The 19,468-nt window shown below is 57.6% G+C and carries 20 protein-coding genes; 9 read left to right on the forward strand and 11 right to left on the reverse strand.

The window, feature by feature from the left end; genetic code table 11:
- Window positions 1-5 precede the first annotated feature (5 nt).
- Together tdh and M2416_RS15885 are read left to right on the forward strand one after the other, a co-directional pair.
- Window positions 6-1,031, forward strand: a complete 1,026-nt coding sequence (gene tdh / locus M2416_RS15880) for an L-threonine 3-dehydrogenase (RefSeq protein ID WP_041143208.1) — start codon at window positions 6-8, stop codon at window positions 1,029-1,031.
- Between the two features lie 197 nt (window positions 1,032-1,228).
- A complete protein-coding gene (locus M2416_RS15885; RefSeq protein WP_259225651.1) occupies window positions 1,229-2,026 on the forward strand; it encodes a glycosyltransferase family 2 protein in 798 nt (265 codons plus the stop codon).
- On the opposite strand, the gene M2416_RS15890 is transcribed toward M2416_RS15885, so the two are convergent.
- From M2416_RS15890 to gpmM, 3 genes are read right to left on the reverse strand one after another with little or no spacing between them, the layout of a single operon-like run.
- Window positions 2,023-2,970: a divergent polysaccharide deacetylase family protein gene (locus M2416_RS15890; RefSeq protein ID WP_259225653.1), complete on the reverse strand. Its 948-nt coding sequence runs from the start codon at window positions 2,968-2,970 to the stop codon at window positions 2,023-2,025. The two genes, M2416_RS15885 and M2416_RS15890, sit on opposite strands and share 4 nt — an antisense overlap.
- A 3-nt stretch (window positions 2,971-2,973) precedes the next feature.
- Window positions 2,974-4,245 carry a murein hydrolase activator EnvC gene (gene envC, locus M2416_RS15895; protein WP_259225657.1) on the reverse strand — a complete coding sequence of 424 codons (1,272 nt, stop codon included), beginning with the start codon at window positions 4,243-4,245 and terminating at the stop codon, window positions 2,974-2,976.
- 9 nt (window positions 4,246-4,254) lie between these two features.
- Entirely contained in the window at window positions 4,255-5,799 is a 1,545-nt protein-coding gene (gene gpmM / locus M2416_RS15900; protein ID WP_259225658.1) for a 2,3-bisphosphoglycerate-independent phosphoglycerate mutase, read from the reverse strand.
- A gap of 245 nt (window positions 5,800-6,044) precedes the next feature.
- Here gpmM and M2416_RS15905 point away from each other — a divergent pair, with 245 nt between their 5' ends.
- The 5 genes from M2416_RS15905 (at window position 6,045) to cysE (ending at window position 9,281) form a co-directional block, all read left to right on the forward strand.
- Window positions 6,045-6,476, forward strand: coding sequence for a rhodanese-like domain-containing protein (locus M2416_RS15905; protein WP_076946268.1), 432 nt, complete (start codon window positions 6,045-6,047; stop codon window positions 6,474-6,476).
- A gap of 109 nt (window positions 6,477-6,585) precedes the next feature.
- Window positions 6,586-6,837, forward strand: a complete 252-nt coding sequence (grxC, locus tag M2416_RS15910; RefSeq protein WP_041143202.1) for a glutaredoxin 3 — start codon at window positions 6,586-6,588, stop codon at window positions 6,835-6,837.
- Between the two features lie 58 nt (window positions 6,838-6,895).
- Window positions 6,896-7,363 (forward strand): protein-export chaperone SecB, encoded by a 468-nt coding sequence (secB, locus tag M2416_RS15915; protein ID WP_041143201.1) that lies wholly within the window; start codon window positions 6,896-6,898, stop codon window positions 7,361-7,363.
- Complete coding sequence (gene gpsA / locus M2416_RS15920; protein WP_041143200.1) at window positions 7,363-8,379, forward strand: NAD(P)H-dependent glycerol-3-phosphate dehydrogenase; 1,017 nt, start codon at window positions 7,363-7,365, stop codon at window positions 8,377-8,379. The genes secB and gpsA overlap by 1 nt, the downstream gene beginning before the upstream one ends.
- Before the next feature lie 80 nt (window positions 8,380-8,459).
- Window positions 8,460-9,281, forward strand: a complete 822-nt coding sequence (gene cysE, locus M2416_RS15925; RefSeq protein WP_041143199.1) for a serine O-acetyltransferase — start codon at window positions 8,460-8,462, stop codon at window positions 9,279-9,281.
- 182 nt (window positions 9,282-9,463) lie between these two features.
- On the opposite strand, the gene trmL is transcribed toward cysE, so the two are convergent.
- The 5 genes from trmL to M2416_RS15950 all read right to left on the reverse strand — a co-directional run bounded on the left by trmL (window position 9,464) and on the right by M2416_RS15950 (window position 14,283).
- Window positions 9,464-9,937, reverse strand: a complete 474-nt coding sequence (gene trmL / locus M2416_RS15930) for a tRNA (uridine(34)/cytosine(34)/5-carboxymethylaminomethyluridine(34)-2'-O)-methyltransferase TrmL (protein WP_041143198.1) — start codon at window positions 9,935-9,937, stop codon at window positions 9,464-9,466.
- A gap of 93 nt (window positions 9,938-10,030) precedes the next feature.
- On the reverse strand, window positions 10,031-11,215 hold the full coding sequence (gene lldD, locus M2416_RS15935; RefSeq protein WP_041143197.1) for an FMN-dependent L-lactate dehydrogenase LldD: 1,185 nt from the start codon (window positions 11,213-11,215) through the stop codon (window positions 10,031-10,033).
- A complete protein-coding gene (lldR, locus tag M2416_RS15940; RefSeq protein WP_041143196.1) occupies window positions 11,215-11,988 on the reverse strand; it encodes a transcriptional regulator LldR in 774 nt (257 codons plus the stop codon). The genes lldD and lldR overlap by 1 nt, the downstream gene beginning before the upstream one ends.
- Window positions 11,985-13,640: an L-lactate permease gene (gene lldP / locus M2416_RS15945; protein WP_041147484.1), complete on the reverse strand. Its 1,656-nt coding sequence runs from the start codon at window positions 13,638-13,640 to the stop codon at window positions 11,985-11,987. Before lldP ends, lldR begins: the two co-directional genes overlap by 4 nt.
- 280 nt (window positions 13,641-13,920) lie before the next feature.
- Window positions 13,921-14,283, reverse strand: coding sequence for a YibL family ribosome-associated protein (locus tag M2416_RS15950; RefSeq protein ID WP_041143195.1), 363 nt, complete (start codon window positions 14,281-14,283; stop codon window positions 13,921-13,923).
- A 275-nt stretch (window positions 14,284-14,558) separates the two neighbouring features.
- Here M2416_RS15950 and M2416_RS15955 point away from each other — a divergent pair, with 275 nt between their 5' ends.
- Window positions 14,559-14,783, forward strand: coding sequence for a hypothetical protein (locus M2416_RS15955; RefSeq protein WP_041143194.1), 225 nt, complete (start codon window positions 14,559-14,561; stop codon window positions 14,781-14,783).
- Here the strand turns inward: M2416_RS15955 and mtlR are convergent.
- The 3 genes from mtlR to M2416_RS15970 all read right to left on the reverse strand — a co-directional run bounded on the left by mtlR (window position 14,772) and on the right by M2416_RS15970 (window position 18,566).
- Window positions 14,772-15,371 carry a mannitol operon repressor MtlR gene (gene mtlR / locus M2416_RS15960; RefSeq protein ID WP_041143193.1) on the reverse strand — a complete coding sequence of 200 codons (600 nt, stop codon included), beginning with the start codon at window positions 15,369-15,371 and terminating at the stop codon, window positions 14,772-14,774. The two genes, M2416_RS15955 and mtlR, sit on opposite strands and share 12 nt — an antisense overlap.
- Complete coding sequence (gene mtlD, locus M2416_RS15965) at window positions 15,368-16,516, reverse strand: mannitol-1-phosphate 5-dehydrogenase (protein ID WP_259225664.1); 1,149 nt, start codon at window positions 16,514-16,516, stop codon at window positions 15,368-15,370. The genes mtlR and mtlD overlap by 4 nt, the downstream gene beginning before the upstream one ends.
- A 136-nt stretch (window positions 16,517-16,652) precedes the next feature.
- Window positions 16,653-18,566, reverse strand: a complete 1,914-nt coding sequence (locus M2416_RS15970) for a PTS mannitol transporter subunit IICBA (protein ID WP_123709585.1) — start codon at window positions 18,564-18,566, stop codon at window positions 16,653-16,655.
- Between the two features lie 538 nt (window positions 18,567-19,104).
- On the opposite strand from M2416_RS15970, the gene M2416_RS15975 reads away from it, so the two are divergent.
- Window positions 19,105-19,467 carry a DUF3302 domain-containing protein gene (locus M2416_RS15975; protein WP_041143190.1) on the forward strand — a complete coding sequence of 121 codons (363 nt, stop codon included), beginning with the start codon at window positions 19,105-19,107 and terminating at the stop codon, window positions 19,465-19,467.
- Window position 19,468 lies beyond the last annotated feature (1 nt).

Consider the following 19,468-nt stretch of genomic DNA (forward strand, 5'->3'; position numbering starts at 1 on the left):
GTGAGATGAAAGCGTTATCCAAACTGAAAGCGGAAGAAGGCATCTGGATGACCGATGTACCGGAACCGGAAGTCGGCCACAACGATCTGCTGATTAAAATCCGTAAGACCGCAATTTGCGGTACCGACGTACACATCTATAACTGGGACGAGTGGTCGCAGAAGACCATCCCGGTGCCGATGGTGGTAGGGCACGAATACGTCGGTGAAGTCGTGGGTATCGGTCAGGAAGTTCGCGGCTTTAAGCTGGGCGATCGCGTTTCCGGCGAAGGTCATATTACCTGCGGCCACTGTCGTAACTGTCGCGCCGGGCGTACTCACCTGTGCCGCAACACCATTGGGGTTGGCGTTAACCGTCCCGGCTGTTTTGCCGAGTATCTGGTGATCCCGGCCTTCAATGCCTTCAAAATTCCTGACAACATTTCTGACGATCTGGCGTCGATTTTTGACCCCTTTGGCAACGCTGTCCACACCGCGCTCTCCTTCGACCTCGTCGGCGAAGATGTGCTGGTTTCCGGCGCCGGCCCGATTGGCATCATGGCGGCGGCGGTCGCTAAGCACGTCGGCGCGCGCAACGTGGTGATCACCGACGTCAACGAATACCGTCTGGGCCTGGCGCGTAAGATGGGCGTCACCCGCGCGGTTAACGTTGCGCAGGAAAGCCTGGCCGACGTGATGGCCGAACTGGGCATGACCGAAGGGTTCGACGTGGGTCTGGAGATGTCCGGCGCGCCGCCGGCGTTCCGCACCATGCTGGACACCATGAACCACGGTGGCCGTATTGCGATGCTCGGTATTCCGCCATCCGATATGTCCATCGACTGGACCAAAGTCATCTTTAAGGGCCTGTTCATCAAAGGGATTTACGGTCGCGAGATGTTTGAAACCTGGTACAAGATGGCGGCGCTGATCCAGTCCGGTTTAGACCTGTCGCCGATTATCACCCACCGTTTCGGTATTGATGATTTCCAGCAGGGCTTTGACGCGATGCGCTCCGGCCAGTCGGGTAAAGTGATTCTGAGCTGGGATTAAAGGTCCGCTGTCCGCCGCGTTAGCAGACCGATACCCGTTTTGCTAACGCATATTCTGAGCGCCTGCGGGCGCTTTTTTTTATTTAGATTTGGATAACATTTCAAGCGTACTTCATCGTAAAAGCACTATTTCTAAATCGATTTTCGGCCTGTTCGTTTATACATTTTGTTTAATCACCGCTAAACCTTATAAACACTATGCTTAAACTCACTGTATGCCTGCTGACCTGTGATTCCGCCCGCCTGCTGCGGGAGGTTTTGCCCCCGCTATTAGAAGTGGCGGACGAGTGTATTGTCGTTGATTCAGGCAGCACGGATGCGACGCTGGATATCTGCCGGCAGTTCGGATTGCAGGTTCATCACCACGCCTATACTGCCCACGGAGCGCAGATGAACTACGCCACGGCGCTGGCCAGCCATGACTGGGTGCTGTGTATGGACAGTGACGAAATCCTTGATGCCGAGGCGGTTGCCGCCATTCTAAGGTTCAAAGCCGGGGAGGAGATCGATCCTGACTGCGCCTGGCGTCTGCCGCGCTACTGGTATGTTCTGGGGGAGGCGGTCAGAACCATTTACCCCGTTTCATCACCGGATTACCCGGTCCGCTTATTCAACCGCGCCGTGGCGGCCTTTAACGATCGCCCGGTGGACGATCGCGTCGTCGGCCACAGCCGCTCAATCAGGCTGCCCGGCCGCGTGCGTCACGATACCTTCTACTCGCTGCATGAAGTCTTTCATAAGCTCAATAGCTATACCACCCGGCTGGTGAAGTACCAAAAGATCAGGCCGTCGCTGAGCCGTGCCGCTATCAGCGCGATTGGTGCGTTTTTTAAGTGGTATCTGTTCAGCGGGGCGTGGCGTCGTGGGAAGGTAGGGCTGGTGACCGGGCTATACGCCACCTTCTACAGCTTCCTGAAATATTTTAAAGCCTGGTATGCCGAGGGGGATAAACGGGAGCCCGTGGCGGAAAAGCGCCCGGGTTCCCGCTCTCTCTAGTTCGTCGGCGTATCCCAGCCCTGCCATTTCAGCTGGTAATACTGCACCAGCGCGCTCTGGCTAATGCTTTCGCTGAGGATGCTAAAGACCCGGCTGGCGTACACCGGTTCAGGCGGATGCTTCGGCTTGCAGTACTTCACGCCGCGGAACGGATTACGCGGCTTCGTTGGCGGCACGGTCTGCGACGGCGGCGCGGTATTTGGCGTGGAGGTATCCACCTGCGGCTCGTTGAGCAGGCTGCTCGGGCGCACGAGGGTAATGTCCGACGGCAGGTTATAGACCATCTGCTGCAGCACGCGCACCGTGGTGGGGTGCGGGTGGCCGATAGCAATCGCCGAACCGTTACGCCGCGCCAGGGCGATCGCCCGGTTGAACTGAACGCGGATATCCGCTTCATTCTGCGTATCGTCGAGGAACACCTTGCGCTTAATCACCTTCACCCCGGTACCCTGCGCGGCACGCATCGCCTGGCTATTGCCGATGGTCACGCTGTCGAGGAAGTAGAGATTGTAGCGTTCCAGCGCCTGCATCACCTTTTGCATACCGAACAGGCTGGAGGTCATTGCGCTGCCCATGTGGTTGTTCAGCCCCACGGCGTACGGCACTTTGCCATAGGCTTCACGGATGATGCGCTCGATCTCCGCGCTGCTCATATCCGGGCGCAGGGTGTCTTTTTCCAGCGGCTGTTTGCTGAGCGGCGCCATCGGCAGGTGAATGAGCACCTCATGACCGAGGCCGTGCGCTTTGGTCGCCATTTCACGGGCGTGCGGGGCATTGGGTAACACGGCGACGGAGACGGTGGCCGGCAGCGCCAGCACCTGATTTTCCGTCTGTGGACGATAGCCAAAGTCGTCAATAACAATGGAGAGTTTGCCAGCAAAAGCTGGCGCTGCGAAAGCCAGCGTACCGGCTACCGCGAGTGCAATTCTGCGAAATTGAAGCAAAACTTATCTTCCCAACCACGGCTGTGGATTGACCGCCTGACCCTGGCGACGAATTTCGAAATAGAGCGACGGACGGCCTTGACCGCCGCTGCTGCCGACGAGGGCAATTGCCTGGCCCGCCCGGACCTGAGTCCCGACGCTGACCAGCGCGCTTTGATTATAGCCGTACAGGCTCATATCGCCTTTACCGTGCTCAACGACCACCACCAGGCCGTAGCCCTGCAGCCAGTCGGCGAGGATCACTCGGCCATCGGCTATCGCTTTGACCTCGGTGCCTTCAGACGCGGCGATAACCATCCCCTTCCAACGTAGTTCACCTTGCAGCTGTTCGCCATAGCGGTGAAGCAGCGTGCCGCGAACCGGCCAGTAGGCCTGGCCGCGCGGCGAACCCAGTCCGCCGGTACGGGATATCAGCGAACGTTCGCTTTCCGATGGTTTGTAGGTGGTGCCTTTGCGGGAGGCGTCCTGCTGGCGATCGCGGACCGCCTGCGCTTCGCGGGCTTCGCGCTCCGCGCGAGCCTTAGCCGCCGCTTCTGCCTGGGCAACGCGACCGCGCAGACGCGATTCGTTGGCCCGCATTTCGCCCAGCTGCTGTTGCCCCTGCTGGATGGAGGATTCGAGGCTGGAAAGCGTCTTTTTACGCTCGTTACGCGCCTGCTCAAGCTTGGCCTGCTGCGCGCGCTGCTCGTAGACCAGCGTTTGCTGCTGGCTCTGCTTCTCTTCCAGCTCGGCTTTTTGCGCGGTGACTTCTTCACGCGTTTGCTTCAGCTGCGCGATGGTCTCCTGGCGGGCCTGGTTGAGATAGCCGTAGTAGGCCTGGATACGCTGGTTGCGCTGGCCTTCTTCGCCGCTGAGGATCATCTGCATACCGGTGTGCGGCCCCTGACGAAACGCGGCGTCCAACTGGGCGGAGAGGTTGCGCTCCTGCGAGGCGCGCTGACGCTCCAGTTTGGCGATAGAGGCGTTCATCTCGTCAATCTGCTTGTTCAGCTGGGTCAAGGTGGCCTGGGTTTCGCGCAGCTTGCGGGCGGCGGCGGAGATGGCTTCTTCCTGGCTCTTTAGCTGAGCGAGCAGGGAAGAGCGCTGCTGCTGCTGCTGCTGTATCGCACGCTGTTTAGCGGCAATATCGGCCTGAATGGATTTTAGCTGATCGCGATCGTCCGCGTGGGCAGGTACGGCGCACAGCAATACGCCAGCGCTAAACGCGCTGGCGTAAAGAAGGGATCGCACCGTGGTTGCGATCCATGTATTTGAATAAGTCGCCTTTCCCCTCATGGGGAAGGATTATTCCACGATGAACAGCGGCTTGCCAGTCATCTCTTGCGGGATTTCCATTCCCATCAGCGACAGCATGGTCGGCGCGATATCGGAAAGTTTGCCATCTGCGGCCGCTTTCACGGTTTTATCACCGACGTAGATCAGCGGTACCGGCAGGTTGGTGTGGGCAGTATGAGCCTGTCCGGTAGAAGGGTCGCGCATCTGCTCAGCGTTGCCGTGATCGGCGGTGATCAGCAGCTGGCCGCCAGCGGCTTCGACTGCGTTAACCACCTGTTCCACACAGTTATCCAGCGTTTCAACGGCTTTAATCGCCGCTTCCATGACCCCGGTGTGGCCGACCATATCGCCGTTTGGATAGTTGCAGATGATGGTGTCGTACTCGCCGCCTTTGATGGCCGCAACCAGTTTTTCAGTCAGCTCGGCGGAGCTCATTTCCGGCTGCAGATCGTAGGTCGCGACTTTCGGGGAGTTGATCAAAATACGCTCTTCGCCTTTAAACGGCTCTTCGACGCCGCCGTTAAAGAAGAAGGTGACGTGCGCGTATTTTTCCGTTTCGGAGATACGCAACTGCGTTTTATCGTTTTTGGCCATCCATTCGCCGAAGGTGTTTTCCAGAGAAGCCGGCGGGTAGGCGCAGGCGACTTTGATATCCGCGGCGTATTCGGTCAGCATCACGAAATCGAGCTTAACCGTTTTCTTACGCGCAAAGCCGTCGAAATCAGCGTTGACGAAGGCGCGGGTGATTTCACGGGCGCGGTCAGCGCGGAAGTTCATGAAAATCAGCGCATCGCCGTCTTCCATTGCCGCATCGGCCTGGCCGGCGGCGCGGATCGCGGTGGCTTTAACGAATTCGTCGTTTTCATCACGGGCGTAGGCGGCCTGCAGGCCGGCAACGGCGCTATCGGCCTGGAACTCGCCCTGCGCCAGGGTCATCAGGTTATACGCCTGCTCGACGCGATCCCAGCGGTTGTCGCGGTCCATCGCGTAGTAGCGACCGATAATAGAGGCCACGCGGCCTTTACCGAGGGCGGCAAATTTGTCTTCGAACTTCGCCAGCGTTTTTTCCGCACTGCGCGGCGGAGTATCGCGGCCGTCGAGGAACGCGTGCAGGTAGATTTTTTCCGCGCCGCGCTCCGCTGCCAGCTCAACCATCGCCATGATGTGGTCTTCGTGGCTGTGAACGCCGCCGGGAGACATCAGGCCCATGATGTGAACCGCTTTGCCCGCCGCCGTCGCTTTGTCTACCGCCGCGGTCAGTACCGGGTTAGCAAAGAACGTCCGCTCTTTGATTTCAACATCGAGACGGGTCAGGTCCTGGTAAACGATACGACCGGCGCCAAGGTTAACGTGGCCCACTTCGGAGTTGCCCATCTGGCGATCCGGCAGGCCCACTTCGAGGCCTGAAGCATCAATCAGCAGATGAGGGCGTTTCGCCCACAGCGCGTCCATAACGGGGGTTTTTGCGCTATAAATAGCGTTATCCTGCTGCTCTTCACGGTAGCCATAGCCATCCAGAATGACCAGTACCATAGGTTTTTTAGAAACCGACATTGCGACAACCTCATGCTCAAAGACAGAAAATTTGCGTAATTTTACTACAGCTGAATCGATCAAATCACCGTAAAAGATCAAAGAAAGAGAGCGGCCAGGCCGCAGGGGAGCGGCAAGGGGGAATTTTTTTCGTGGCGTGCCGCAGAAAATGCATTACATCACGCTCACTGGCTGTATTTGCCGCAATGCACAGGTATACTCCTTGCCTGGTTTTTTTATCACTTAGTCGGGAGTTGTAACCCCCCATGCAAGAAATTATGCAATTCGTCGGCCGTCACCCCGTCCTGAGCATCGCGTGGATCGCGCTGCTGGGTGCGGTGCTGTTCACCACCTTTAAAGGGCTGACGTCGAAAATTAAAGTCATTACCCGTGGTGAAGCGACGCGTCTGATCAACAAAGAAGATGCGGTCGTGGTCGACCTGCGTCAGCGTGACGATTTCCGTAAAGGCCACATTGCCGGTTCCCTCAACCTGCTGCCGAGCGATATCAAGGCAAATAACGTGGGTGAGTTGGAAAAGCACAAAGCACAACCCATTATAGTGGTAGACGGTTCCGGTATGCAGGCGCAAGACCCAGCGAGCGCGCTGAATAAAGCCGGATTCGAGAAGGTCTTTGTACTGAAAGAAGGCATTGCCGGCTGGAGTGGTGAAAACCTTCCGCTGGTACGCGGCAAATAATTTACCCCACGCCTTTATGACGTAGCAGGGTTCCCTCCTTGCGGCTAGCCGCTGGGGGAGCGCCTTGCCTGCGGCCTAAAATCCTCAGGGTAAAAACAGGAGTGAAGTCATGGCCAATATTGATATCTATACCAAAGCGACCTGCCCGTTCTGCGTGCGTGCTAAAGCACTGTTGAACAGCAAAGGCGTGACGTTCAACGAGCTGCCGATCGATGGCAACGCGACGAAGCGTGAAGAGATGATCCAACGCAGCGGTCGGACCACGGTTCCGCAGATTTTTATTGATGAACAGCACATTGGCGGCTGTGACGACTTGTATGCGCTTGATTCACGTGGTGGACTTGATCCCCTGCTGCGCTAATTTTGCGTCCACCCAGGCCGGGTAGGCGTATTTAAGGACAACACGAAAGGGTTTTACTATGTCAGAACAAAACAGCACCGAAATGACTTTCCAGATCCAGCGTATTTATACCAAGGATATCTCCTTCGAAGCGCCGAATGCTCCGCAAGTTTTCCAGAAAGATTGGCAGCCGGAAGTTAAACTTGATCTGGATACCGCTTCCAGCCAGCTGGCTGAAGGCGTCTATGAAGTGGTGCTGCGTGTGACCGTAACCGCCGCGCTGGGCGAAGAAACCGCATTCCTGTGTGAAGTACAGCAGGGCGGCATTTTCTCCATCGAAGGCATTGACGGCAACCAGATGGCACATTGCCTCGGTGCATACTGCCCGAACATCCTGTTCCCGTATGCGCGTGAGTGCATTACCAGCCTGGTTTCTCGCGGTACCTTCCCGCAACTGAACCTTGCGCCAGTGAACTTCGATGCGCTGTTCATGAACTATCTGCAGCAGCAGGCTGGCGAAGGTGCCGAACAACATCAGGATGCCTGATGAACGAACTTAATGCTGCAATGACTGTGATCGGTGCCGGCTCTTACGGCACCGCTCTTGCCATCACCCTGGCAAGAAATGGCCATCACGTTGTGCTCTGGGGCCATGACCCTAAGCACATCGCGACGCTGCAAAACGATCGCTGCAACGCCGCTTTTCTTCCCGACGTCTCCTTCCCCGATACGCTGCATCTGGAGAGCGATCTGTCGACCGCCCTGGCCGCCAGTCGCGATATTCTGGTTGTCGTTCCGAGCCACGTATTTGGTCAGGTTCTGCGCCAGATTAAGCCGCTGATGCGTGCCGATGCGCGCCTGGTGTGGGCGACGAAGGGTCTCGAAGCTGAAACCGGTCGCCTGCTGCAGGACGTCGCGCGGGAAGCGCTGGGGGAAGATATTCCGCTGGCGGTGATCTCCGGCCCAACCTTTGCGAAAGAGCTGGCCGCAGGGCTGCCGACGGCCATCTCCCTGGCCGCGACGGATCCGCAGTTTGCCGACGATCTTCAGCACCTGCTGCACTGCGGTAAAAGCTTCCGCGTCTATATCAATCCGGACTTTATTGGCGTCCAGCTTGGCGGCGCGGTGAAAAACGTTATCGCCATTGGAGCCGGGATGTCCGACGGTATCGGCTTTGGCGCCAATGCGCGTACCGCGCTGATTACCCGTGGTCTGGTCGAGATGTCTCGCCTGGGCGCGGCGCTGGGCGCCGATCCGGAAACCTTTATGGGGATGGCGGGTCTGGGCGATTTGGTACTGACCTGTACCGACAACCAGTCGCGTAACCGTCGCTTCGGCATGATGCTCGGTGAGGGCATGGATGTACAAAGCGCGCAGGATAAGATTGGTCAGGTGGTTGAAGGCTACCGCAATACCAAGGAAGTTCGCGTTCTGGCACAGCGTTTAGGTGTCGAAATGCCAATAACCGAGGAAATTTATCAGGTATTGTATTGCGGAAAAATTGCGCGCGAGGCAGCATTGACCCTATTAGGTCGCGCACGCAAGGACGAGCGCAGCAATTAGCCTTAAAGGAACCTTTGTCACCTCGATGACCCGGTCAGCATAGAACTGGCCGGTCATTATGCTATCGCCTGGAGTCAGCAATGCCGTGTGAAGAACTGGATATCGTCTGGAATAATATTAAAGCCGAAGCCCGGGCTTTAGCTGACTGTGAGCCGATGCTTGCCAGTTTCTACCACGCCACGCTGCTTAAGCACGAAAACCTCGGCAGCGCCCTGAGCTATATGCTGGCGAACAAGCTGGCCTCGCCGATTATGCCCGCCATCGCGATTCGTGAAGTGGTGGAAGAGGCCTATGCCGCCGACCCGGAAATGATCGCCGCCGCCGCCTGTGATATTCAGGCCGTGCGTACCCGCGACCCGGCGGTCGATAAATACTCCACGCCGCTGCTGTACCTCAAAGGATTCCACGCGCTGCAGGCCTACCGTATCGGGCACTGGCTGTGGAATCAGGGCCGGCGTGCGCTGGCCATTTTCCTGCAAAACCAGGTCTCAGTCTCCTTCCAGGTCGATATCCACCCGGCGGCGAATATTGGCCGTGGGATCATGCTCGACCACGCCACCGGCATTGTGGTTGGCGAAACGGCGGTGATCGAGAACGACGTCTCAATTCTGCAATCCGTTACCCTTGGCGGTACCGGTAAAACCAGCGGCGATCGCCATCCGAAAATCCGCGAAGGCGTGATGATTGGCGCCGGAGCCAAGATCCTCGGCAATATCGAAGTGGGACGCGGGGCCAAAATCGGCGCCGGTTCCGTCGTGCTGCAGCCCGTTCCGCCGCATACCACCGCCGCCGGCGTTCCGGCGCGCATCGTCGGCAAGCCGGAGAGCGATAAGCCGGCGATGGATATGGATCAGCACTTTAACGGCATCCACCATACGTTTGAGTACGGCGACGGGATCTAGCGTCAGGCTATCTTAGCTGCCCGCCTGAACCCGGGCGGTGCTCGCCATCCTTACGCGCTGCGTGCACGCGGCGGTGATGGGCGGCCCCTTTCAATCTGACTGCGCCGATAGCGCCGGGCATTGCGGGCCGGCTACTTAACCCGCATAAAGCGCAGCGCACCGCAGTCGGGGAATGGCTCAGCTTAGCTACGCAGCACCGCGCCCGGATACCCCAGCTGGCGCCAGGCTTCATACACCACCACCGACACCGCGTTTGACAGGTTCATGCTGCGGCTGTCCGGCATCATCGGAATACGGATTTTCTGCTGCGCCGGCAGGGCATCAAGAATGCTGGCCGGCAGACCGCGCGTTTCCGGGCCAAACAGCAAAAAATCACCGTCCTGATAGCTCACCGCGCTGTGGGCGGGCGTGCCTTTGGTGGTCAGCGCAAACAGGCGCTGCGGCCTGGCGCTGTCGACAAACGCCGCATAGTCGCGATGTCGCTGAACGGCGGTAAACTCGTGGTAATCCAGTCCGGCCCGGCGCAGACGCTTATCGTCCCAGGCGAAGCCCATCGGCTCGATGATATGCAGGCTAAAGCCGGTGTTGGCGCACAGGCGGATAATATTGCCGGTGTTCGGCGGGATCTCTGGTTCGAATAGTACAATGTTCAGCATGCTGCCCTGTCTCATTAGGCTCTTGATGGCGAGGGCAGAATAGCAGATATTTCCCCGGCCCTCATCCCTGCGGGAGAGCGCCGGGCGGGCGGATTACGCGGCGTTACCCGGCTTGAGCGCGCTGAAGGTCTGCAGCGCTTCGGCGTTTTGCACCAGCGAATCGCGGCTGATTTCGCCGATGGTTTTGGTTCCGGTCAGGGTCATCGCCACCTTCATCTCTTTCTCAATCAGGTTCAGCAAATTCGCGACCCCCTGCTTGCCGTGCGTCGCCAGGGCGTACAGATAGGCGCGGCCGAGCAGCACGCTGTCGGCGCCCAGCGCAATCATCCGCACCACGTCGAGACCGTTGCGAATCCCGCTGTCGGCAAGAATAGCGATATCGCCCTTCACCGCGTCGGCGATGGCGGGCAGCGCGCGGGCGGAGGAGAGAACGCCGTCGAGCTGGCGGCCACCGTGGTTAGAAACCACGATCCCGTCGGCGCCAAAGCGCACCGCATCGCGCGCATCCTGCGGATCGAGGATCCCCTTGATCACCATCGGGCCGTCCCAGAATTCGCGGATCCACTCCAGGTCTTTCCATGAAATTGACGGATCGAAGTTGTTGGCCAGCCAGCCGATATAGTCCTCAAGGCCGGTCGGTTTACCGAGATAGGCGGAGATATTGCCGAGGTCGTGCGGGCGGCCGTTTAGGCCAACGTCCCATGCCCACTGCGGGTGGGTCATAGCCTGCCAGTAGCGGCGCATCGCCGCATTTGGGCCGCTCATTCCGGAATGAGCGTCGCGGTAGCGGGCCCCCGGCGTCGGCATATCAACGGTAAAGACCAGCGTGGAGCAGCCCGCAGCCTTCGCGCGCTCCAGCGCGTTGCGCATAAAGCCGCGATCGCGCAGGACGTACAGCTGGAACCACATCGGCCGCTTGATGGTCGGGGCAACCTCTTCAATCGGGCACACGGAAACGGTAGAAAGGGTAAAGGGAATGCCTTTATCATCCGCCGCACCCGCCGCCTGCACTTCGCCGCGACGGGCGTACATTCCGCACAGCCCGACCGGCGCCAGCGCCACCGGCATGGAGAGCTTCTCTTTGAACAGCGTGGTTTCCAGGCTCAGGTCCGACATATTTTTCAGCACCCGCTGGCGCAGCGCCACGTCGGAGAGGTCCTCAACGTTGCGACGCAGCGTGTGCTCGGCGTAGGCACCGCCGTCGATATAGTGGAACAGGAACGGCGGCAGGATACGCTGGGCGGCGGCGCGGTAGTCGCTGGCGGCTGAAATAATCATCACGAGTTCTCCCTGGAATTTTCATTGTGGTCACCGGGCAGGCGGGTAATGCGCGCCTGGCGGGCCTGGTCTTCATCAAAATGTTTAATCGTGGCGTGCACGAAGCCCAAATGGGCCATCATCGCCTGCCGCGCGCCCTCGGCGTCAGCGGCAAAAATAGCGTCCATCACGGCCTGGTGCTGCTCGGTCAGGCGGGCGAAAACCGGCGGCACAAGGTACATCCGCTGGCGGCTCTCCTTGACCGACGACTGCAGAAGGTCGAAAAAGCCGCGCATGGTTTGCAGCAGCACCACGTTGTGCGACGCCTCGGCAATCGCCAGGTGGAAGCGGACGTCGGCCTGGGAGGCCAGATCCGGGTCTTCACTCTGGGTGGCTTCAAAGCACAGGCGGATTTTCTCTTTTTCAGCATCGGTTGCCCGCATCGCGGCATGCCAGGCGGTGCTGGCCTCAATGGCGTGGCGGGCTTCGAGAATATCAAAACTGTAGTCGGGGTCGTCGGCGAGCAGCGTTTTCAGCGGCTGCACGATATTCTGTTCCGACCACGCCTCGTGCTGCCAGCGGACAAAGGTTCCGCCGCCGCGCCGGCTCAGCAGGAGCCCTTCGTTAACCAGCATCGCCAGCGCCTCGCGCAGCGAGTTACGCGACACGCCGAGCTGGGCGGCCAGCTGCCTTTCGGCGGGCAGTCGCATGCCCGCCTCGAGGTTTTGTTCTTCAATCAGCTCCCGCACGCGCTGGGCTACGTCATCGGCGAGGCGCTTTGGCATCACTATCACGGGATCATCCAGGTTAAGACGTAGGCCTGCAGCGTGGTGATGACGCCGACCATGCAGGTAAAGATCAGGCTATGTTTGACGGTAAAGCGGAACAGATCGGACTCCCTGCCCACCAGGCCTACCGCCGCACAGGCGATGGCGATGGACTGCGGGGAGATCATCTTCCCGGTGACTCCGCCGGTGGTGTTGGCGGCAACCAACAGGATATCGGAAACGCCAATTTGCTGGGCCGCAGTGGCCTGCAACGCGGCGAACAGCGCGTTCGACGAGGTATCTGAACCGGTCAGGAACACCCCCAGCCAGCCGAGGAACGGCGAGAAGAAGGTAAACGCGTGGCCGGTATGCGCCAGGGCGAGCGCCAGCGTCGACGACAGTCCTGAGTAGTTGGAGATAAACGCGAACGCCAGAACCATGCCGATGGAGTAAATCGGCAGCGCCAGCTCCTTGAGCGTGCTGCCAAAGGTGATCAGCGCATCTTTCGGCTTCATGCGCAGCCAGACCACGGAAAGTATCGCCGCGAACAGAATGGCGGTACCGGTCGCCGACAGCCAGTCGAATTTATACACCGCGGCGTAAGGCGTCGCGGCGCTGACCACCGGCGGCATGCGCGCGACCATCTTATCGAGGAACGGCACGGAGATATTAATCACGAAGTCATACATTGCCCCGCCCGGCGCAAACAGGGCCTTGAACGGCGGGATGCTCCACAGCGTGACGGTGGCGGTCAGGAACAGGAACGGCGACCAGGCGCGAACGATCTGTCCGGCGGTGTAATGCGTGCGCGCCAGGGTTTGATCGACCTGCGCGGCGCCCATATCGCCAAAGCGGAAGATGCGCACCGGCTGCCAGCGCTTGAGGAACAGGGTCAGACAGACCAGCGACACCAGCGAGGAGATGATATCCGGCAGCTCCGGGCCAAGGAAGTTTGAGCTGAGGTATTGCGCAATCGCAAAGGAGCCGCCGGCGACCATGACCGCAGGCCAGGTCTCTTTGACGCCGCGCCAGCCGTCCATAATCGCCATAATCCAGAACAGCACGATGATCGTCAGGAACGGCAGCTGGCGTCCGACCATCTGGCCGATGGCGAAGCTGTCGATACCGGTGACCTGGCCGGCGACCAGAATGGGGATCCCCATCGCCCCGAAAGCGACCGGCGCGGTGTTAACGATCAGGCACAGGCCCGCGGCGTACAGAGGATTAAAGCCGAGGCCCACCAGCAGCGCGGCGGTAATCGCCACCGGGGCACCAAAGCCCGCCGCCCCTTCAAGGAAGGCGCCGAAGGAGAAGCCGACGATCAGCATCTGCAGGCGCTGGTCGGGGGTAATGGAGAGAATGGACGAGCGGATAATCTCGAACTGCCCGGTCTTCACCGAAATTTTGTAGACGAATACGGCGGCAATAATAATCCAGGCGATAGGCCACAGGCCGTAGAAGAAGCCGTAAACCACCGAGGTCAGCGCGCGATCGACCGGCATTTTATAGAACAGCAGCGCCACCGACAGCGCAATCGCGACGGTCCAGGTAGCGGCAACGTACCCTTTGAGCTTGAGCTTTATCAGGGCAAAAAAGAAAAACAGAATCGGTAGCGATGCGATAAAGCTTGAGAGCCAGATATTACCGGCCGGATCGTAATTTTGTTGCCAGATGCTCATGCAGGTCTCCATCGGGCCACCACGATGCTGTGCTGAGTCTGCGCTCCTTGCAGGTCACATCGTTTGTAAAATTGGCCCAGCCAATAGGGGGTTGTAGGGTTAGCGACAACGAATGGTTAACCAAATGTTATTAATGAGCAATATGGTTGTGACGAAAAATGATGGATATGTGAACTATTTGACGGTTTAAGAAATAATTGGTTGGGCCAATCAGAACGGTGTGACGAGGGAGCGTCCTGAGAATGGAAAATCCCCTCTCCAGGCGGAGAGGGAAGGGGGATCAGAAGGCGATTTTTGAGAAGCCGGTCATTTCCGTGAGCTTCATTTCGCGACCCAGCGCGGTCATCGGGTGAACGATAACCAGGCCACGCACGCTTTTTTTCAGCTTGCCCATATCGGCCTGCTCTTTTTTGGTGATCGCGCGGCGGTGCGGCAGGCTCATGAGCTTTTGCGCTTCTTTGCTCAGCTTCTGGCCCTGAACGTCGCGCAGGCGCTCGATTTCCGCTTCAATGGTCTCTTTTTCTTTGTCCAGCTCGGCGTATTTGTCCGCAGCTTCAACCAGCGACATATCGGCCTGCTGATGACGGATGGCGTCGAGACGGTCGCTCAAACGCTTGATTTCATTCTTTTCGACTTCATTCATGGTGATTTAATCTATTAATAAAGGGGGTTCGACGCCATATAGTATGGGCTGTGAGTGCTGTTGTGGGTAGTTATTTATCGAAATCCCGCGGCTTTTCCCCGCGAAGTATCCTGCAAAGTAAATTCTAATCACTTGAATACTAAAAGTATTATTAATAAAATAGCGCTGAGTTTCGATTCTGTGAAGCTCGACGAAACATAAGCACGTTTTCCTTAACCTCGACCCTTTTTTTAGCTAATTCTTAATAAGAGTATCCTTAAGAAGAGGAGGGCATCATGGCGAAAATTGGCGACGGCGTACCGCATATTATCGATAAGACGGTTGATTTTATGGCTTCAAGCCAGGCTTTTATGGAGTATCTGAAGAAATGCCCGCGCTTGCAGCACGTGCCGCGCGATATTCCGCAAAATAAAGAGGCGCTGTTTCTCAGTCGTCTGGAGTATTACAGGCAGCTGTATCGGCCAACCTGCGATGAGCATGAGCGGGAGTCAGAGCGTTAGTTTCTGAAAAGCTTTTTTTAAGCTGATTCTCGAAATCAGCTCGGTCAGAGACAGCATCATCGTTGAGCGTACAACCTGCTGGTAGCGCAGCTTCTGCATTGCCAGCAGTTCTTCATCACTCTCATCAAACAGCGGCAGAGGCGGCAGCGCGCTGACGCAGTGCAGCTCACCAAAAGGCCCGAGGATCTCGTCGTCGGTAAAACTGTACTCGTTGCCGTCGTGGTTGAGCTCTTCGCGCAGGGCCATAAGCAGCTCGGCGTCTTCGTATTCGGCGCGACTAATCACCCCAAGGCCGTAAATCAGCTTCAGGCGTACGGAAAGGTCGCCCAGCGGCCCGTCGCCGTCCAGCAACGGTTCCACTGCGTATTTCACCGCGTAATCATCTTTGCGGAATACCTGAAGCACCAGGATATTAACCGCCTCAGTGAGTAGCTCGACGGCGGCGATCAGGAAGCTTCGTACGGTTTTGCCAGCATTCAGACGCTCAAGCACGCGGTTTTCAAATGCCTGTGTTTCTTCCATTATTGCCTGCATATCTGACAGGAGTAGTAGTGGGCGCGGTTCGTGCCGCGCCTGTTCGTGCCTCATTTGATGGCGTTATAGTCGTTAACGGCCTCCAGCACCGCGTCGCTTGCGGCATCCAGACCGGAAATCTGTGCCAGCGCAGCCTGCGGGCCTTTCTCGGCAATCAGCGCTGCCAGCTCCTGCGCCTGCGGGTCTTCAGCGCAGCGGAAGTGCATCGCAGCGGCGATCCCTTGCACCAGGTTTCGGTGCGGCAGAGCGTATTCCAGCGTGCCGAGCAGCGGCTTAATCAGGCGGTCGCCCGCGCTGAGTTTACGCAGCGGCTGGCGGCCAACGCGCTCAACGTCATCTTTCAAATACGGGTTCTCGAAACGACCAAGAATCTTCTGGATATAGGCGGCGTGCTTCTGGGCATCAAAGCCGTAGCGTTTGATCAGTACCGCGCCGCTCTCTTCCATGGCCCCTTTGACGACGGCGCGAATTTTCTCATCGAGGATCGCGTCGCGAATCGTCTGGTGACCCGCCAGTTTTCCGAGGTAGGCGGTTATAGCATGTCCGGTGTTTAAGGTGAATAGCTTACGCTCGACAAATGCCATCAGGTTGTCGGTTAACTCCATGCCCGGAATGGCGGGTAGAGCGCCCTTAAACTGGGTTTTATCGACAATCCATTCGCTGAAGGTCTCCACGGTGACTTCCAGCGGATCGTGGGTCGCGGACGCGGACGGCGGCACAATACGGTCAACGGCGGAATCGACGAAGCCAACGTGGGCTTCAACCCAGGCTTTGTCTTCTTCAGCCAGCGCGTTAAAGACGTGCCCCTTCAACTGGGTGGTTCCGCGTACCATATTTTCACAGGCAATGATGTTCAGCGGGGCTTCAAGCCCCTGCGCCCTGCGCTTTACCAGCCCTTTAGCAATGGCCGGGGCGATACGCTCCAGCACGACCGGGCCGACGGCGGTGGTGACCAGGTCCACGCTGGCAATCAGCTCAACGACCTCATCGCCGATGCTGCTCACGGCGTTGACGCCGGATACGGTATCCACCTGCTCATTTTCGCCGACCACGTGAACCTGATAGCTATGACGGGCGTTAAGGGCATCCAGAACGACCTGATTCACATCGGCAAATGTTAAGGTGATTCCCGCGTCGGCCAGCAGTTTACCGATAAAGCCACGCCCGATATTACCTGCGCCAAAATGTAATGCTTTCATAGTATTAACCTTCAATTAATGTTTTTACCTGAGAGGGCTGGGGTGAGGCTTTTCCCTCACCCTAACCCTCTCTCCGGCATGCGGAGAGAGGCTTGTCTCTTTCTCGTTATCCCGGACGCCGCGTCCGGGCAACGGGCTACGCTTTGTTCAGCAGCGCCAGCACTTCTTCTACGCTGGTGGTGTGCGTCAGGCGCTCAATCACCGTCTCATCGTCCAGCGCGTTGGTCAGGCTGGTGATGACCTGGATGTGTTCGTTGTTGCGGGCGGCGATGCCGATGACCAGACGGGCAATGTCATCTTCCTCTTCGCCAAAACGCACGCCCTGCGGGTACTGACAGAACACCACGCCGGTTTTCAGAACGCGATCTTTCGCTTCGATAGTGCCGTGCGGTACCGCGATGGACTCACCCAGATAGGTGGAGGTCAGCTTTTCGCGATCCAGCATCGCCTGCACGTATTCCGGTTCAACGTAGCCGCCTTTAACCAGCTGCTCACCGGCAAAGAGAATGGCTTCTTCTTTGGTCGCCGCGTGGCGACCGAGGAAGATATTTTCCGCCCCGAGCCTGAACAGGTGAGTGTCGGCAGCGTCAAAGCTGTCCTTCAGGCTGCCGCGAACCTTCTCTTCGTTATCGGTATGACGCTGCGCCGCGACCAGGCGTTCGGTCAGGCTGGTGTACAGGCCGCTGTCGAGGAAGTTGGTCAGCGAAATATGCTGAGCCTGCGGTACCTGGCGCATGGCGCGTTCGGTCAGGTCGCGGTGGGTAATCACCAGGTCAACGTCAGGCGGCAGGTTGTTAATCGCACAGTTGGTGACGGAGATATTGCCCAGTCCCGCATCCTGTACTTTCTTACGCAGCACGCCTGCACCCATGGCGCTGGAACCCATACCGGCGTCGCAGGCAACGATGATTTTGCGCACGTGGCTCAGGTCGTTAGCAACATCGCCGGCGGCCAGCGGAGTCGCCGCGCCTTTGGAAGCTGACTTCATATCCTGCATACGGCGGGTGGCCGCATCGATATCATCTTCTTCTTTCACTTTGCTGGTTTTCAGCAGAATGGCGGAGACCACGAAGGAGACGGCCATAGCGGCAACAATCGCCGCGATGTTGGCAAAATAGGCACCTTTCGGCGTCATTGCCAGCACCGCCAGGATGGAGCCCGGAGAAGCCGGAGACACCAGGCCACCGTTGAGGATAGTCAGCGTGAACACGCCGGTCATACCGCCGAGGATAACGGCGAGGATCAGACGCGGATTCATCAGCACGTACGGGAAGTAAATTTCGTGAATACCGCCGAGGAAGTGGATGATTGCCGCACCGCCTGCTGACTGTTTGGCATTACCGCGACCAAAGAACATGTACGCCAGCAGCACGCCCATCCCCGGACCCGGGTTCGCTTCAATCAGGAAGAAGATTGATTTGCCCAGCTCGTGGGACTGCTGAATGCCCAGCGGCGAGAAGATACCGTGGTTGATGGCGTTATTGAGGAACAGGATTTTCGCTGGTTCTACGAAGATAGACGCCAGCGGCAGCATGTCGTGCACCACCATGAAGTTAACGCCCGCCGCCAGTATTTTGGACAGGACTTCAACCGCAGGGCCAATGCCGAGAAACGCCAGAATCGCCAGGATCATCCCGATGATGCCGGCGGAGAAGTTGTTCACCAGCATCTCGAAGCCGGACTTAATCTTACCGTCTACCCAGCTGTCAAAATGCTTAATCGCCCAGCCGCCCAGCGGACCGGCAATCATTGCGCCGAGGAACATCGGCATATCCGCGCCGACGATCACGCCCATAGTGGTAATCGCGCCGACCACGCCGCCGCGTTCGCCGCCAATCAGCTTACCGCCGGTGTAACCGATCAGCAGCGGCAGCAGGTAGGTAATCATCGGGCCGACCAGCTTCGCCAGCGTTTCGCTTGGCAGCCATCCTGTCGGAATGAATAGGGCGGTGATGATACCCCACGCGATAAACGCGCCGATATTTGGCATCACCATATTGCTAAGGAAACGACCAAAGCTTTGCACCTTGATCTTGATATCGGATGACATAAAACACCCCTTTTTCTGTTTTGCTTATCGCGTAGGCTAAAAGCCTGAGGCTTGTTGTTAATGTGGCGGCAGAGGAAGCCGGACCCTGATTGATAAAGCGAAATCTGGCACTGAATCGGAGAACTGTCCAGTGACCGGGTCTTTATGTGATCTGCATCACGTGAATATAGGCGATCGCGAGGTGTATATAGTGATGTGTGTCACATAATGGCTGTGCAAAAAAGCGGCCGAGGGATAATTTGGTGCCGAAAATGCGCTTTAATGTGACAAAGATCGCAATTTTGTATCTGTGAATAATTGTTTATATGTGATGTTAATCACAAAATATCGTGACTTGTTTTTAGCGCCTGTGATCTCAGACAGATTCGCCATCGTTTCGTCCGTCGAAATGTAACGGCGACCCGCATCGCGCTGGCGATCGATTTTTTGCGCCATATGGTAAAAATGAGATGCGTGAATTATGATCAAATCATCAGTCAGGATTCTATTTGACTGTCTACACATTGATATAATTTATTAGCGTAAATTCGAGGAAAATATGTTTCTCAATTATTTTGCGCTGGGCGTTCTGATCTTCGTATTTCTGGTTATCTTTTATGGAATCATCATCCTGCATGATATTCCTTACCTGATCGCGAAGAAGCGTAACCACCCACATGCAGATGCTATTCACGTCGCCGGCTGGGTAAGCCTTTTTACCCTCCACGTTATTTGGCCATTCCTGTGGATCTGGGCCACGCTCTATCGGCCCGAGCGCGGCTGGGGCATGCAGCATCGCCCGGACGGAAGCCTTGCAGAAACGACAGAAGAACAGGACCTGGCGCAGCTCCAGCAGCGTATTGCCGATCTTGAGAAAAGAGTCGCTGAACGCCACTCTTCCGCCCGATCCCCGGAGAAATAAC

Origin of the sequence: Klebsiella sp. BIGb0132 (assembly GCF_024810075.1) — a bacterium.
Lineage (GTDB): Bacteria > Pseudomonadota > Gammaproteobacteria > Enterobacterales > Enterobacteriaceae > Klebsiella > Klebsiella terrigena.

Coding starts and splice junctions, on each gene's coding strand:
- tdh (WP_041143208.1), top strand. CDS start 6: ATGAAAGCGTTATCCAAACTGAAAGCGGAAGAAGGCATCTGGATGACC.
- M2416_RS15885 (WP_259225651.1), top strand. CDS start 1,229: ATGCTTAAACTCACTGTATGCCTGCTGACCTGTGATTCCGCCCGCCTG.
- envC (WP_259225657.1), bottom strand. CDS start 4,245: ATGAGGGGAAAGGCGACTTATTCAAATACATGGATCGCAACCACGGTG.
- gpmM (WP_259225658.1), bottom strand. CDS start 5,799: ATGTCGGTTTCTAAAAAACCTATGGTACTGGTCATTCTGGATGGCTAT.
- M2416_RS15905 (WP_076946268.1), top strand. CDS start 6,045: ATGCAAGAAATTATGCAATTCGTCGGCCGTCACCCCGTCCTGAGCATC.
- grxC (WP_041143202.1), top strand. CDS start 6,586: ATGGCCAATATTGATATCTATACCAAAGCGACCTGCCCGTTCTGCGTG.
- secB (WP_041143201.1), top strand. CDS start 6,896: ATGTCAGAACAAAACAGCACCGAAATGACTTTCCAGATCCAGCGTATT.
- gpsA (WP_041143200.1), top strand. CDS start 7,363: ATGAACGAACTTAATGCTGCAATGACTGTGATCGGTGCCGGCTCTTAC.
- cysE (WP_041143199.1), top strand. CDS start 8,460: ATGCCGTGTGAAGAACTGGATATCGTCTGGAATAATATTAAAGCCGAA.
- trmL (WP_041143198.1), bottom strand. CDS start 9,937: ATGCTGAACATTGTACTATTCGAACCAGAGATCCCGCCGAACACCGGC.
- lldD (WP_041143197.1), bottom strand. CDS start 11,215: ATGATTATTTCAGCCGCCAGCGACTACCGCGCCGCCGCCCAGCGTATC.
- lldP (WP_041147484.1), bottom strand. CDS start 13,640: ATGAGCATCTGGCAACAAAATTACGATCCGGCCGGTAATATCTGGCTC.
- M2416_RS15950 (WP_041143195.1), bottom strand. CDS start 14,283: ATGAATGAAGTCGAAAAGAATGAAATCAAGCGTTTGAGCGACCGTCTC.
- M2416_RS15955 (WP_041143194.1), top strand. CDS start 14,559: ATGGCGAAAATTGGCGACGGCGTACCGCATATTATCGATAAGACGGTT.
- mtlR (WP_041143193.1), bottom strand. CDS start 15,371: ATGAGGCACGAACAGGCGCGGCACGAACCGCGCCCACTACTACTCCTG.
- mtlD (WP_259225664.1), bottom strand. CDS start 16,516: ATGAAAGCATTACATTTTGGCGCAGGTAATATCGGGCGTGGCTTTATC.
- M2416_RS15970 (WP_123709585.1), bottom strand. CDS start 18,566: ATGTCATCCGATATCAAGATCAAGGTGCAAAGCTTTGGTCGTTTCCTT.
- M2416_RS15975 (WP_041143190.1), top strand. CDS start 19,105: ATGTTTCTCAATTATTTTGCGCTGGGCGTTCTGATCTTCGTATTTCTG.